The sequence below is a fragment of the Pseudoalteromonas sp. SG43-6 genome, assembly GCF_014164365.1.
Classification (GTDB): Bacteria; Pseudomonadota; Gammaproteobacteria; order Enterobacterales; family Alteromonadaceae; genus Pseudoalteromonas; species Pseudoalteromonas rhizosphaerae.
The window spans coordinates 43358-58973 of the sequence record NZ_JACJEZ010000014.1; the positions used below are offsets into that span (position 1 = coordinate 43358).

11 protein-coding genes are annotated in these 15616 nt (G+C 39.0%); 7 read left to right on the forward strand and 4 right to left on the reverse strand.

The window, feature by feature from the left end; translation table 11 throughout:
* Positions 1–73: 73 nt before the first annotated feature.
* A complete protein-coding gene (locus H5201_RS08060; protein ID WP_182718308.1) occupies positions 74–2299 on the reverse strand; it encodes a S9 family peptidase in 2226 nt (741 codons plus the stop codon).
* A 116-nt stretch (positions 2300–2415) separates the two neighbouring features.
* Between H5201_RS08060 and H5201_RS08065 the strand changes: the two genes are divergently transcribed.
* Complete coding sequence (locus H5201_RS08065; protein ID WP_182718309.1) at positions 2416–2811, forward strand: HIT domain-containing protein; 396 nt, start codon at positions 2416–2418, stop codon at positions 2809–2811.
* Between the two features lie 135 nt (positions 2812–2946).
* Positions 2947–3690 (forward strand): ABC transporter substrate-binding protein, encoded by a 744-nt coding sequence (locus H5201_RS08070; RefSeq protein ID WP_182784174.1) that lies wholly within the window; start codon positions 2947–2949, stop codon positions 3688–3690.
* Between the two features lie 67 nt (positions 3691–3757).
* Here the strand turns inward: H5201_RS08070 and H5201_RS08075 are convergent, their stop codons facing one another.
* On the reverse strand, positions 3758–5458 hold the full coding sequence (locus H5201_RS08075) for a dipeptidyl-peptidase 3 family protein (RefSeq protein WP_182739785.1): 1701 nt from the start codon (positions 5456–5458) through the stop codon (positions 3758–3760).
* Positions 5459–5741: 283 nt separating this feature from the next.
* Between H5201_RS08075 and H5201_RS08080 the strand changes: the two genes are divergently transcribed.
* Positions 5742–6581, forward strand: coding sequence for an HDOD domain-containing protein (locus tag H5201_RS08080; protein WP_149981203.1), 840 nt, complete (start codon positions 5742–5744; stop codon positions 6579–6581).
* 66 nt (positions 6582–6647) lie between these two features.
* Here the strand turns inward: H5201_RS08080 and rdgC are convergent, their stop codons facing one another.
* Positions 6648–7559: a recombination-associated protein RdgC gene (rdgC, locus tag H5201_RS08085; protein ID WP_145241151.1), complete on the reverse strand. Its 912-nt coding sequence runs from the start codon at positions 7557–7559 to the stop codon at positions 6648–6650.
* A gap of 121 nt (positions 7560–7680) precedes the next feature.
* Positions 7681–9444, reverse strand: a complete 1764-nt coding sequence (locus tag H5201_RS08090; RefSeq protein ID WP_182761542.1) for a HAMP domain-containing sensor histidine kinase — start codon at positions 9442–9444, stop codon at positions 7681–7683.
* Positions 9445–9725: 281 nt separating this feature from the next.
* On the opposite strand from H5201_RS08090, the gene H5201_RS08095 reads away from it, so the two are divergent.
* The 4 genes from H5201_RS08095 to thrC all read left to right on the forward strand — a co-directional run bounded on the left by H5201_RS08095 (position 9726) and on the right by thrC (position 14977).
* Complete coding sequence (locus tag H5201_RS08095; RefSeq protein WP_179959161.1) at positions 9726–10091, forward strand: response regulator; 366 nt, start codon at positions 9726–9728, stop codon at positions 10089–10091.
* Positions 10092–10321: 230 nt separating this feature from the next.
* Positions 10322–12739 (forward strand): bifunctional aspartate kinase/homoserine dehydrogenase I, encoded by a 2418-nt coding sequence (gene thrA, locus H5201_RS08100; protein WP_182761543.1) that lies wholly within the window; start codon positions 10322–10324, stop codon positions 12737–12739.
* A gap of 9 nt (positions 12740–12748) precedes the next feature.
* Positions 12749–13675 (forward strand): homoserine kinase, encoded by a 927-nt coding sequence (gene thrB, locus H5201_RS08105; protein ID WP_182718313.1) that lies wholly within the window; start codon positions 12749–12751, stop codon positions 13673–13675.
* Positions 13676–13693: 18 nt separating this feature from the next.
* Positions 13694–14977: a threonine synthase gene (gene thrC, locus H5201_RS08110; protein ID WP_182718314.1), complete on the forward strand. Its 1284-nt coding sequence runs from the start codon at positions 13694–13696 to the stop codon at positions 14975–14977.
* Positions 14978–15616 lie beyond the last annotated feature (639 nt).

Sequence of the window (15616 nt, forward strand, 5' to 3'; positions counted from 1 at the left end):
GATTATCATTAAGTCAAAAAAAAGGCCGATTTTTCAATCAGCCTTTAGTCTAACTTGGGGAGTCAATACTGACTTACTCTACATCAAAATGACGATTAAAGAAGTTAGTGATTGTTTGATGCAAGTGAGTTTGCACTTGTTTACCCCGTAAGCTGTGCTTGGAACCTGGGTAAGTCATCATTTCAAATTGCTTTTCGTTATCTTGCAATTGTTTGAATAACTTAGTGGCATGGGTAAACAATACGTTATCGTCGGCCATACCATGGTAGATCATTAATGGCCCTTTCAAGCCATCTGCGTATGGAAATACCGCACTGTCTGCATAGCCTTTGGCATTTGTATCAGGATGTCCTAAATAACGCTCGGTATAGTGAGTATCATACAGTGCCCAATCAGTCACTGGCGCTCCAGATACGCCTGCTTGAAAATAATCACCAGCTTTAAACATGGTCATTAATGCCATATAGCCACCGTAACTGTGACCATAAATACCAATGCGTTGTGGGTCAACATAATCAAGCGTACGTAAAAATTCGACGCCTTTTATTTGATCAGCCACTTCAACCACACCTAAATGTTTGTAAATGGCATCTTCAAACTTTTTACCACGATTATACGAACCACGATTATCTAATTGGAATACCACATAACCTTGCTGTGCCATATATTGGAAATATAAGTTTTTGCTGCGCCAACTATTGGTTACGCGTTGTGCATGTGGGCCGCCATAGACATTGACAAGAACAGGGTGCTTTTTACCATCATTTACCGTTGCAGGTTTAAATAAACGATAGTGCATCACTTGACCATCATCAGCAGTCAAAGTGCCATATTCAGGCTCAGCTAGATCAGCAAGATAAGGTGTCAGTGGATGGTTTTCATCAAGTTTATTTTGCTCTAACCAAGTAACAAATTCACCGTTTACTTTACGCAGTGCCGCTGAGTTTGGTTTGTTAACCGATGAACTGTTATCAATAAAAGTTTTACTGTCTTTTGCCATTACCACATTGTGATAAGCACCTTGCTCCGTGATACGTTTAATATCGCCCTTTTTAAACAGTGGAACACTGTATAGCTGGCTTTCCAAAGGCGTGTCTTTGCGTCCGGCAAAGTAGACAATGCCTTTTTTCTCATCAATACCTTTTAAGCTATCAACCACCCAGTCACCATCGGTGATCTGACGCACTAACTTACCATTGGTACGATATAGATATAAATGCTTAAAGCCATTGCGCTCAGAGGCCCAAACAAAATGTTTTTTATCTTTCAAAAACTGTAGATCAAAATGTAAGTTGATCCAGCTATCACTAGTTTCTGTTAAGGCTACTTTTTGCTCTGTAGTTTCGCTGTTATAAAAGCGCAATTCTAAGTTGTGCTGTGAGCGGTTTTGCCACTGATACGATAGCGTTTTATCATCTTCTAACCATTTTGCACGGGCAATGTAAATGTCTTCATCTTTACCTAAATCAACCCAATCAGTTTTTTGATTATCAAGCTTAACCACACCAAGTTGAATTTTTACATTATTAGTGCCGGTAAATGGGTAGCGTTGGTTAAACAGTTTCACTTCATCAGCGTAAATTTCATTGCGGATAGCTTCTTTAACTGGGCTTTCGTCAATGCGAGTGAAGGCTATTTTTGATTCATCACCAGACCACCAATAACCTGTCATTCGGCCCATTTCTTCTTGCGCGACAAACTCCGCCATGGCGTTTTTGATCACACCGCCGCCATCTTTACTCAGCTGAATTTCTTTACCTGATTTAAGATTTAGCGCATAAAGATTTTGTTCACGGACAAACGAGACAAAGTTTCCTTTTGGTGAAAAGCGTGCGTCGGTTTCAAATGCCTCAGTATCGGTCAGTTTACGGCTTTTTCCTGCTCCTAGCTCGTAATAATAGAGGTCACCATTAAGTGGAAATAACAAGGCTTTACCGTCTTTAGACCATTTGTATTCTAAAATACCTTTACCAAAAATACGTTGGCGCTCACGGCGTGCTTTTTCTTCGTCAGAGAGGTTTTCAGGGCCTGAAAAAAGTTTGGCAGAGTCGACTAAAATACGATTTTTGTTATCTTTTAAATTATATTCCCACAAATCATAACGGTTGTAATCGTCGCTTTTACCTTGCAGGTAGGTAACTCGGCTACCGTCTGGTGAAAACTTAAGCTGTACAGGTGCTTTACCCGCTAAACTTGGATCATCAAAAATACGTTCTAAAGTAAGAGGCTTCGCTTGCACTGTGATGGCTGTTGCCACCAAAGGTAGCAAGTATGAGAGGTGTTTAATTTTTTTTAACACGTGTTTACCTTCGCTCGAATAAAAACTGCAACGATGGTAAAGCCAAGCGTGGGCAACTGCAACTAAATGCTATAAAGTAGCGAAAATGTAATGCACTTAATTTGTAAGGAATAAAAATGACCGTTGAATTCTCTTTAGCTCCAGAACTTGTACGTGATTGTATTGAACTGGCCGATTGGCCATTATGCAAAGTGTTACTTATGAATGATAGTCAATACCCGTGGTTTATTTTAGTGCCTCGTAAAGCGAATTTAAAAGAGAGCATTGATCTAAGCGAGTCTGAACAGGTATTGCTAATGCAAGAGTCAGCGAAGTTAAGTCGGCTACTCAAAGAGGTACTTAACCCAGATAAACTTAATGTCGCAGCGCTTGGTAACATGGTTCCACAGTTACATATTCATCATATTGCTCGCTATAAAACCGATGTCGCATGGCCTGCGCCAGTATGGGGTAAATATCCCGCAGTGCCTTATAGTGAAGAGCAATTGGCACGTTTAAAAACACATTTTTAATCGTGGTTGAGTGTTTACATAATAGAGTTTGATCACAGTATTATGATTTTTCGTTGGGTAAAAATAGACTATGCTTAGGGTCACTAAATCGTGGCTGTTTATTACACTCAGTATATAGGGATTGCAAACTAACTGATGAAAGCTTTTGTATTGTTTACCTTGCTAAGTGTATTTTCGCATCACAGTGCTGCAAATACATTTTACTTTGTTGGTACCACCTTTCCGTCGGTACTTGAAAAAAATGAACAAGGTCAAATAGAAGGCTTAGGCGCCGACATCGCAGGTGAAATTTGCCTGCGTTTAGGTTGCCAAATTAAAATTGATATTTTGCCTTTTAAACGGGCGCTAAAAATGGTTGAGCTTGGTAAGGCTGATGCATTTATAGGTCCTTATAAGTCGGCTATTAGAGAGCGGTATATGGTTTATAGTGAGGCTGCTTTCTATCAAGACCCGCTGGTTTTTTATGTCAAAAATAGTAATGAATTTCAGTGGCATAATAATTTAGAGACATTAAAAGAGTTATCGATAGGGTTAACCCGAGGTTGGAACTATAGTGACGATTTTGAGCGATATAAAAGTCAGTTAGAAATTTCTGAAGTGGGCACTGTTGAAGCCAGTTTTTTGCAATTAATTCATGACCGTGTCGATATTATAGTGACTCATCCAAGAGCCGCACAGCCCGTTATTAAGCAGTTAAGTTTAGCCAATCAAGTGAAACAGTTACAGCCGCCATTAATTGTTAATAAAGGCTACTTTGGTTTTTCAAAAAAACGTAATTTAAATGAGTTTATTACCTTATTCGATAAAGAATTAAATAATATGATTGCTAATGGTGAAGTAAAAAAAATGAGTGAAAAATATGGTTTAGCATTCCCGTAATAGCAATATTGAATTAAAAAAGGCGTTTTAGGTGAGCCCCTAAAACGCCTTTTTAGTATTAATTATATTACTCTAAACCTAACTCTTTCTTACCTTGTTTAAAGGTGACATCTACAGGGATATTAGCTTGGCTTAGTTTTTCTAAATCTTTAGCAAGTTCCACTTTGATATCACCATGTGTGGCAATCAGTTGATCAACTTTCTCATAATCACCATCACCTTGTAAGGTTAAGATCAAACCAGATAGCTTGGCCATTGCTTGGCCCATTTTTTCCATATTTACGCTGTAAAGGCCTTGCTCATTTTTAGAGAATGCACCTTCTTCTGCGAAAAAGTTAAAGCGGATCATATTTGCTTTACCATGGGCACTTGATGCGCCAAAACGCACTGAGCGGAAAATACCGGCCATAAAAGTGATGTAATAATCTTCAAGTGTTCCCTCTGTGATCTCACCTTTTTTGAGTAACTGCTCAACCATGTACAAGCCTAAGATATCGGCTTTGCCTTCTTCTAAAGCACTGGCATGTTCTTGTAAAGACTGACGAACAGTGCCTTTATCTGTGATAGTATTTTTTATCCCTAAACCATGAGCGACTTCGTGGAACATGGTATTGGCAAAAAATGCATCGAAAGTAATGTGTTTACGTTGCTCAGGAACAATTAACTGCTCAGCGATTGGCACCAATATTTTATCAAACTTAGCGCGCATAGCATTTTTCAGTTGTAAACGGCGAGTGCCTTTTTCAAGTTGTACTTGTTCGTCATTTGGTAAGTTAATGGCAATAGTTTTACTGCCAGCATTAGAATGACCTGCGTAGTAAACAACATCATATGCATTTAAGTCCGCATCAGAGCCAGGCACTTCTTGTTTGTATTTGGCATCAACAGGGAGGCCTTTTTGTAGCTCTGGTAAAAATGCTGCAAATTTAGCAAGGCGCTCTGACCATGCTAAATCTTTCACTAAGACATACGATTCAAAGGCTGCGCGAGAGCCGAACAATTGATCTTCATAGGTTTCGATTGGACCAATAACGATATCGATGGGGTTGTTCTTCATGTCCATCCAAGCAAAGTCTGATGCTTGATAATCATCGTTTTGTAGTGCATCTGCACGTAAGTTCAGGTAACTAGCAAACTCTTTATCATCGGCAAGCTTGCTCGCCTCACGTAATAAGTTAGCTGCTTTTTCAAGCGCTTTAGCATATTCAACCGAATAGGCAACGCTATACAGCTTGCCTTGTTCATCTCGCTTAATGACTGAATACAGACCATTTTTATCTGCTACGTCAGCCTTGTTTAGCTCTTCTTTAGAGATATCGGCTGGATAAAATTGAGCTCCGGCTGTTTTATCTTCATAGCCTGACAAAAAGACTTGATCGCCATTTAATCTATCCCATGGTCCATAGTTAATATCGGCAAATTTTTGTACTTTAGGATCATTGATTTTGGCTAAAAATGCCGCTTTATCTTCACCAAATGCTTGGCGCCAGAATAGATCATCCATAATTTTAGACGCATCAATAAGTTTTGCTATTAACGCTTTTTGGTTGTCGCTTAAATGTGATAAATCAGTGGTTAAACTAAAATCGGTATAGATATCAAGGCGACTAGTGTCAGCGTTAATAAGTTGTGGGCCGCTATCTTGTACTTGCTTTGTAGGGGCTGCAGCAGCATTTGACGCTTTAGGTGCGCTGGCTTGATCTGAACATGCACTAAGAAAAACGGCACCGGTAAGAATAAGTGCTTGGCTAATTTTATTGAGAGTCATTATATTGCCTGTTAAAAAGTAAGTTTAATTATAGATACCCTTGAGAGGGTATTTCGCTTCCTTGTTATGCCAGCATTAAAGCAAATCTTATGCGCAAATAGCAAGTTTCCTGTGTTGTGATGGTCTAAGCGAAGGGATATAAACTGTAGTAGAAAAATAAACTAACATAATTTCTATAATTTCCTTAACTTTAGCGGTAACTTAGACAATACTGTATCTATAAGAAATAAACATTCCATGGTTTGGATGTATTAAAAAATCAATACAAAAGGATGGCACATTTATGTCAACAGAAAACGCACTACTGACCATTTTGGTTGATCGTATTAATAATGACACGTTAGTTTTACCAACCTTGCCTGAGGTTGCGGTTCGTGTACGTCAAGCTGCCGATAATCCAGATGTAAATTTAGCGCAAATGGCTGATGTGATCTCTCATGATCCGGCATTAGCAGCACGGATGATAAAAGTCGCAAATAGTGCTTTTATGGGGCGCACAGTTAAAGTTTCTAATATAAATCAAGCGGTAACGAGAATTGGTCTGCGTCAGATCAAAAATATCGCAACAGCAATGGCGATGGAGCAACTATTTGTTTCAAATAATGAGCTGATCAAAGGTTATATGGATAAGGCGTGGCAGAAAACTTTAAAAGTAGCATGTCACTCAATTACTGTGATGGAGTTTTTCCTTAAGAAAAACAAGCAGACCTCATTGAATCGTGACACCATTACACTCGCATCATTGGTTTATAACATTGGTGTATTGCCTATTTTGACGGAAGCGGAACGTCACCCAGAAGTATTTGCCAATCCAAGCTTTTTAGCGCATGCGATTCAAAAGCTTAGCGGTAAAGTAGGGGGAGCCATCATGCGCGCTTGGGAGTTTACTGATGAATTTGTTGAAGTAGCAGAAAGCTGGGCCAATCCTAACTATCGTCCAGAACATATTAGCTATGTTGATTTCATTCGTATCGGTGCGATTATGGAAGGTATTTTACAAGTATCTGATAAGTCAGCGGCATTACAAACTTACATTGATAAAGGTGTGATCCCATCACTGGATATTTTCTCAAGTGATGAATACAACGATATGCTCGATGATGTGAAATCAGTATTTAATTAAGCTAAGTCGTCAGTTAAAAAAAGCGCCAAGAAGGCGCTTTTTTAGTATTTAAAACTTAGTCAAAATTTAGGCTAAATCTTCAACGTCACCTAAACCAGCCGTAAGTTCTTCTAGCATTAGCTTAATTTCTTCAGAAGCGAGAATAAAGTCAGCATCAAGTTTGACTAACATATCTTCTTTAGGGATGTCGGCGTTTTCTTCTTTTAATGTTTCAGAGTAGCTTAAGCGCTTAATAGAGCCATCATTTTGCAGCATGAACTTCAGGCGCTCTTGCCAATCTAGTGCAAGTTTAGTTACGCGTTTACCGCTTTCAAGGTGCGATTTAACTTCATCACAAGCTAAATCATGGCCTTTAAGCTTAACTTGAGCTCCGCTATCATCTGCTTCTTCAAGCTCTGCGTCAGAGCCTATAGCAAAGCCTTCAGGTGTACTGAAGTTAGTTAACCAATCCGTTAAAAACACATCTAAGTCATAGTTTGCAAATGCAGGAACTACCGGCAATGTACCCAATGATTTGCGAAGTAGTGCCAGTAACTCTTCTGCTTTATTAAAACTACCACTGTTAACGACTACCCAGCCATTTTCTTGGTCAATAAAGGCAAACTGTAAACTCGATTTTTTAAAGGCTTGCGGTAATAAGCTATGGAGGATATTTTCTTTGAGCTCGTCTTTTTCTTTTTTCTTAACAGGGCGATTTTCTTCGGCTTCGATAAGTTCTATTTTTTCAGCAACCATGTCGTTGATAACGGATGCAGGAAGTACTTTTTCTTCACGTTTAGCACAAACCAAAATACTCTTTTGCGAGAAATGAGAAAGGGTATCACCATGTTTACCAAAGGCTTTGGTCCAGCCAAATGTACTTAAATCTTGACTACCGCAAGGGCGAAATAAATCTTGCTCTAAGGCTTTCTCAAAGTCTTCTTGGGTGTACGACACGTCTTGCTTAAAGCGGTAACAAATAAGGTTACTAAACCACATAGGGAGATTGATCCATTCGGTAAATTTGCCCAATCATAACAATAAAAAGCTGATGCGCAAATGACTGATTGGCCAAACGTTTAGCAATTAAGCAAAGTGTTAGGCAAACAGTCTCGGCGCATTAGTTATTAAATATAGACAAAGGTTTTGGCATGTCTTTAGGAAAACTAATATGATAATGCAAGCCGTTCCCCGGTGAGCTTGTCGCATCGATTTCGCCGCTCAAGGTTTGCTTGACCAAATTGAAAGTAATGTGTGTGCCCAGACCACTGCCGCCTTGATCGCGTTTAGTCGTAAAAAATGGGTCAAATAGTTTTTCAAGTTGCTGTTCGGTAACGCCATTACCATTATCTTTAAAGTCGATAATTACTTGGTCATCTTCATCTTTAATAGCAATGTCTATAATGCCATTGCTGATACCATCAAAGCCGTGGATCAATGAATTCATAATCAAGTTGGTAAATATTTGACTGATAGCACCAGCAGGTAGATTTAAGGTTAAGTCTACCGGGCAATCTAAATTTATATGATGGCTGGTATTTTTTATCTTAGGGTGTAACGAACGAATAATTTCACCAAGGTATTCTTTTAGGTTGATGGTGCGCACGGCTTCACTGGCTTGATCAACCGCAATTTGCTTAAAGCTGGCAACCAGCTCTGAAGCACGGTCTAGGTTAGTGGTTAATAGGCTAGTACTTTGTTTGGCATCATTGATAAACTCTTCAAGTGCTTTAGGCGAGAGTGTTTTATCTTTGTAAGCATTTTCAATTTGTATTAGGCGCTCTTGCAAAAAGGATGAGGCTGTAACTCCAATACCGACCGGGGTATTTATATCGTGGGTAATACCGGCGACTAAACCACCTAAAGCAGCCATTTTTTCTGAGCTGACTAAACGCTCTTGCGCCATATTGAGTTCATCAACATAGCGTTGCATTTCAGTTTGTTTGGTGAGCAGCTCTTGTTCAGTATGGCGACGCAAATCAACTTCTTCGGTGAGCGTTAGTTTTTGTTTTTCCAACTCGTATTTTTGTTGCTGTAAATCCATCATAGCTTGACTTAAATTTGATGTTTTACGTGCCACTTCTTGTTCAAGTTGTAGATTTTGCTGATCGAGCTTTTCGTTACTTATTATTAATGCTTTTTGAGTTTGTTCAAGCTCTTTGCGGTATTGCACAACTTTATCGATCAACTTATTGAATGATTGCTCCATTACTTTTAATTCGTTGTGCTCAGTTGTTTCAATTTCGATATGTTGACCTTCGAGGTCATCTAATTGAAGATCTTCAATTTGCTCTGTTAGTTGTGCTAGAGGTTCTGTGAGTAGTTTTCTAAATGCCATTAAGAATAAGATGATTAAAAATGTAGTTTTGATCATCGCATTGCCAATTAAAAAATAAATTGAGATCATAATGCGACTAAATACCACTTCTCGGCTCGAAAATAGCGTGACATCACCAACTTGGGTGGCGCGGCCAGAAAATTCAAAGATCAATGGAAAGGTATAACCGAATAAGCCAGATGGAGTATCTTCGATAATGGCTTCTTCTTGTACTAATTGTTGGCTGTATAGCTCGCGAATATCGAGTGAGCGACCTAATTGTGAGATTATTTCGCCGCTATCGTCACGCACAATAATACCTTCAATCATTGGAATTGCTAATAAGCCTTCTGCTGTGGTGATGGTTTGTTTAGTGTTTAGCTCCCAAATAGCACGGGTTAAACTACGACTAAATGTTTTTTGTAAGGTCGTCAGTTCGTCACGTATATAATCTTTCGTGTTTACATATTCTGCAATAACTTGCCCGCACGTGACTACAAAAGTTAATAAAAAGTAGACGGATAACACGCTGGTAAGTAGCTTTTTTGATAGGCTTTTTTGTAGCATCGGTGGCCTATAGCTCCTTTATTTTTTTCACAAAGCTTAATTAATACCCTAGCAACGAGTACACTCAGTACTAAAGTTAGCTAATAAATGTTTAAAAATAAATAAAATAATCTTATTTAACAGTACAAACATTGTTAATTTTCTTTTTTCAGCAAAAACTTAAGCTTATCGCTGTTAAATTTTTGTGTTATAAAATCACAACAGTATTATAACATTATTATTTACTGAGTGATTTGTTGTCTACTCAGTAATCTATTATACGTATTTTAGTTGTCTATATTATGAATTTTTCCGTACTGGTGTGTGATGATTCAACAGTAGCACGCAAACAAGTTATACGCTGTTTAAATGAGTGTATCGCAGCAGATATTATGCAAGCAAAAAATGGCCGTGAAGCGTTGGAGTTAATGCATATACATAACTTCGATTTACTGTGTCTTGACTTAACTATGCCCGAAGTCGATGGAGTACAAGTTCTTGAGAGTATTAAAGCACAAAAGATTGAATGCTTTGTGCTGGTTATCTCGGCAGATATTCAACTTGAAATGAAACAACGTGTCGCTAAGTTGGGAGCTATAGCCTTCGTTGATAAGCCGATAGATAAAACAAGATTAAATGAAATACTGCATAAATTCGGCATTCATTAGATTTCTTTATAATCAAAAAGCATAATTTATCTTTTTATTTGGGGTTGACAGAATAGGCCTGTTTAAGGCAGTCTAAGGGCTATGAAAACAAATAATCACGCATTGACCATTATTATTACAACCACCATTCTTACTGGATAGTGGCATAGGTCGGTGCAACAAATTTAAAGGCCTGTGTTCACAACGAACACAGGCCTTTTTTCGTTTTATGGGATGAGGAAACATAAAAAATGCGAGTATTAAAATTTGGTGGGTCGTCACTTGCTGACTTTGCCTGCCTACAACAGGTAGCACAGTTAGTTAAAGCACAATTAAAAGACGAAATGTTATTGGTGCTATCCGCTCCAGGTGGCATGACCGATTCATTGGTTGCACTGGCAAGCGCTGCTGAACAAGGACTTGATTATGATACACAGTGGCACGCATTAATTGAGCGTTGCCAAAGCTTAAAAGCAGCCGTAGAAGCTGAATATGGTAGTGTTCAAAACTGGCCTGATTTAAACGAACTGCAAAATAAGCTAGCGGGTGTCAAACTCATCCAATGTTGTCCAGATCAAGTGCGTGCTTATGTTATTAGTTTTGGTGAGCGCATCAGTGTATCACTGATGCAGTGTTTATTAAGCTCACATAACGCCCACTACCTCGAAGCAACCGATTGCATTGTATCAACTAATGGTCATATTGATGCGGAAGCTGATCTAGTGGCGAGTAAAATTCGTTTTCAAACGGCTTTAAAAGCTAATCCTGCGACTATTTATATTATGCCTGGCTTTACAGCTAGCAACGAACAAGGCCAGCTAACTACACTGGGACGTAATGGCTCAGATTATTCAGCCGCAATTGCAGCAGCGTGTTTAGAAGCGCAAGTATGTCAAATTTGGACTGACGTTGATGGTGTGTACAGTGCTGATCCGCGTTATATCAAAAAAGCCACTAAAGTTGATTTTTTATCATATAAAGAAGCGATGGAGCTTTCTTACTTTGGTGCCAAAGTTCTCCATCCTAAAACAATTCTACCGTGCGCTAAAGCTGGCGTGCCGTGTGAAATTAAAAATACCCATAATCCGGATGCACAAGGATCACTGATCAGTAATGATAATGTGTCATCGGAGCCGGTAAAAGCGTTATCTAGTTTACAAAATCTTGCGATGCTAACGGTTTCAGGCCCCGGCATGAAAGGTAAAGTAGGCATGGCATCAAAAGTTTTTAATGCCCTTGCTCACGATAATGTTTCGATTGTACTGATCACTCAATCGTCATGTGAATTTAGTATCAGCTTCTGTGTCCATGAATCAGATTTGCCATTGGCTCTTGAGGCATTGCAAACTGCGTTTGAGCTTGAATCACAGGCGGGACTAATTGAACCTGTACAAGTGCAGCGTAATTTAGCAATCGTTACTTTAGTGGGTGATAATATGCGCGCTCATAAAGGCTTAGCTGCTAAATTTTTCGCATCACTCGCCCAAGCACAAGTTAACATTGTCGCTATTGCCCAGGATTCAACTGAAAGTGCAATTTCAGCAGTGATTGACGGCGAGCTGTGTAATGATGCTGTAAAAGTGTGTCACGAAAATTTCTTCACTCATATCCCATCAATTGATGTATTTTTATTAGGCTGTGGTTTAGTTGGCCAAGAACTTATTAAGCAGTTAGAGCGTCAGCAAGCATGGCTTGAAAAACGTAATATCAAACTAAACTTATATGGTGTTGCTAATTCACGTCAATTACATCTTGATAGCGAAGGAATTGCTTTTGACGATTGGCAGCAAAAGTTGGCAGCATCAGAACAACCGTTTGACCTCAAACTGGTTGAACAATTTGTTAGGCAAAATCATTTAATCAATCCAGTGCTGGTTGATTGTACGTCTTCAGATGCTTTAGCGGCTCAGTATGTAGACTTTTTGAATGCCGGTTTCCACGTTGTGGCTGCAAATAAAAAAGCCAATACAAGTTCATATGCTTATTACCAAGATTTAATTACAGCAACGCAAAAAAATAATCGTAAGTTTTTATACGAAACAAATGTCGGTGCAGGTCTTCCAGTAATCGATAACTTACAGTCACTGTTTGGTGCTGGCGATGAGTTACTTGAATTTAGCGGAATTTTATCCGGTTCATTGTCATATATGTTTGGCGCATTGCAAGATGGTTTATCACTGTCTGAGGCAACCATTAAAGCCAAAGAAAGTGGTTTTACTGAGCCAGATCCACGTGATGATTTATCGGGCACTGATGTCGCGCGTAAGTTATTAATTATTGCCCGCGAAGCAGGTATGAAATTAGAGTTGAGCGATATCGAAGTTGAATCAGTGCTTCCTCCGGGTTTTGCCCAAGGTGATAACGTTGACGAATTTATGGCTAAATTGCCAAGTTTAGATGCTGCGTTTAATGACCGTATTCAAAGTGCCGCAAGTGAAGGCAAAGTGTTGCGTTATGTCGGTACTATCAAACAAGGCCACTGCAAAGTAGGTATTGAAGCGGTAGATGAAAAGCATGCTCTGGCTGTTATTCGTGATGGCGAAAATGCCTTAGCAATTTTGAGTGCATACTATCAACCACGTCCATTTGTTATTCGTGGTTATGGTGCCGGCTCAGCAGTGACTGCGGCCGGGGTATTTGCTGACATTTTAAAAACGTTATCGCGCTAGGAGAGTATAATGATCGAAGTATATGCTCCAGCCTCAATCGGTAATTTTGCAGTTGGTTTTGATGCCTTAGGTGCTGCGCTTGCTCCTATTGATGGCACGTTATTAGGTGATGTTGTTGCGGTAAGTCCTAGCGAGCTTGACGAATTTATATGCTCTGGCGATTACGCAGATAAACTACCAAGCGATGCCAGTGAAAATTTAGCGTATCAGTGTTTAGTGCATTTTCGTGAACATGTAGCGCCAACAATGCCAAGCGTTAAACTGGAATTAAAAAAGAACTTACCAATTGGCTCGGGTCTTGGTTCAAGTGCTTGCTCTGTAGTAGCCACATTTGCGGCGCTGGATCAGTTTGCAGGTACTGCACTGAGCCAAGTGCAGTTAATTGAATTAATGGCTGATTTTGAAGCGATTGTTAGTGGCGGTCGTCATTACGACAATATCACTCCGTGTTACTTGGGTGGTTTGCAGCTTACTGGTGATTTAATTCCAAATAAATCAATTGCTTTACCGGTTGATGAGCGTTGGTATTACGTAGCGGCTTTTCCTGGTTTTTCACTTAATACCGCTAAAGCGCGTTCAGTGTTACCAAAACAGCTAAGTATGCATGCGAGCGTTGAATTTGCGCAGCGCTTATCAGCGTTTAGTACTTTATTGTTAACTAGCCGATTTGATGAAGCACTCTCTATCATGAGTGATGAAATAGCGGAGCCGCATCGTGCGCCACTGATCAACGGTTTTAGTGAAGCTAAAGCGGCGCTGCCAGAGTTTGGTGCTGAGATTGTCAGTATCTCAGGTGCTGGTCCTACATTATTTACCGTGTGCAAAACGCTTGAAGCTGCACAGCAATGCGCACAGTGGCTTGAACAAAACTATATTAATGAGCAAGGCTTCTGCCACATTTGTAAACTCGATAACGCCGGCACGCGTCAGCTATAAGAATTTAAGGAACTAATAATGCAATTACATAATTTAAAAGATGATTCTCAAAAAGTGTCGTTTGTTGAAGCGGTTAAAACAGGTTTAGGACGTAATCAAGGAGTATTTTTCCCTGAATCGCTCGCGCCTTTAGCTGATGTTGATAGTTTACTCGATATGGACTTTGTTACTCGTAGCAGTAAGATTTTATCGCATTTGATTGGTGATGAATTACCTGCTGATACGGTTGCACAAATGGTGCAAAATGCCTTTAACTTTCCTGTTAAATTAGTTGAAGTTGAAGACAATATTTATTGTTTAGAGTTGTTCCATGGGCCAACGCTTGCATTCAAAGACTTTGGCGGTCGCTTTATGGCTGAGTGCTTGGCACAATTTAGCCAAGGTGAAAAAACCACAATACTCACAGCAACCTCAGGGGACACTGGGGCAGCTGTTGCGCATGCGTTCTATAACAAGCCAAATATTGATGTGGTTATCCTGTATCCAAAAGGTAAAATCTCATTAGCACAGCAAAAATTGTTTACTACTTTGGGTAATAATATCCATTGCTACGCTGTAGATGGTAGCTTTGATGATTGCCAAGCGATGGTTAAAAATGCCTTTTTAGATGATGAAGTTAAATCTCGCTTAGGTTTAAATTCAGCTAATTCTATCAATATAAGTCGCCTTGTTGCACAAGTATGTTATTACTTTGAAGCAATAGCGCAATTACCAAAAGAGCAGCGCGCCAAAGCACATATCTCAATACCTAGTGGTAACTTTGGTAATGTATGTGCGGCGATGATCGGTGCGGTGATTGGTTTACCGGTCGCTAAACTTAGCGCTACAACCAATCAAAATGACACTGTACCGCGCTTTATCCTTGATAAAAACTGGGCGCCTAATGCCACAATCGAGTCATTGTCTAATGCCATGGATGTGAGTAAACCTAATAATTGGCCACGTGTACAAACCATGCTTGATAACAAATGGTTTAGTTATGATGATTTTTATTCAACTAGTGTTGATGAAAATGATACCCAAGCAGTGATGAAAAAAATTCATCAAACAGGCTATGTTGCAGAACCACATACAGCGATTGCTTATCAGGGCCTAAAAGCTAACTTAGCAACTGATTCTGCTGGTATTTTTCTGGCAACAGCGCATCCGGCTAAGTTTAAAGAAAGTGTTGAAGAGATTTTAAATATTGAACTTGAAATGCCAAAACCACTAGCTGATGCATTAGCTAAACCATGCTTAGCCGAAGATATCGCAGATGATTACGATATCCTGCGTGAAATATTATTAGCTAAACTAGGTTAGTTTTTACCCGCTCAGTAAAACTAAAAATAAACGGCATATGTGAAAGCAATGTCGTTTTTTATTGCTTTAAATTGTACTTAATAGCAGTAATGGAAAATTAAACTATTGAACGTGAACGGCGGTTTAGCACTCGTAAACAAAAAATTAAAATGGCTATAAGGCAGATCATAATCCCTGCAAGTATAACTAATTCATTCGCTACCCAATGGATTAGGAGTAATCCGCACATAAATAAAATAAATGGTTTAAATTCATAATAATAAAAGTGTTTGTTAACTTTAATGCGATTTACTTTATGATCTTTACGCCGTGAATTTGAGCGTAATCGCCAAATATTGGCACCATTGAAGAATAAAAAAATACCAATGGCTGTTGGTAAAACAGTGCTGAAAAGTAAAATGCAAAGTCCGCCAACAATGACATAACAATAAGGAATTGATTCGTAGATAGGTTTAGCTAGCATAGTAAATTAGTTCATCATCCATGATTACATTGGTATCATAATAGTGTAAACAATCGCGAATGCAACAGATTAAGGTATAAATAATGTAAATGTTATTTGCTTTTATTCATTAAAATTTCTGATGCTTTAATAAAAAAATATCATTACAAAAACACTGTGAATTAAATTCAATCCCT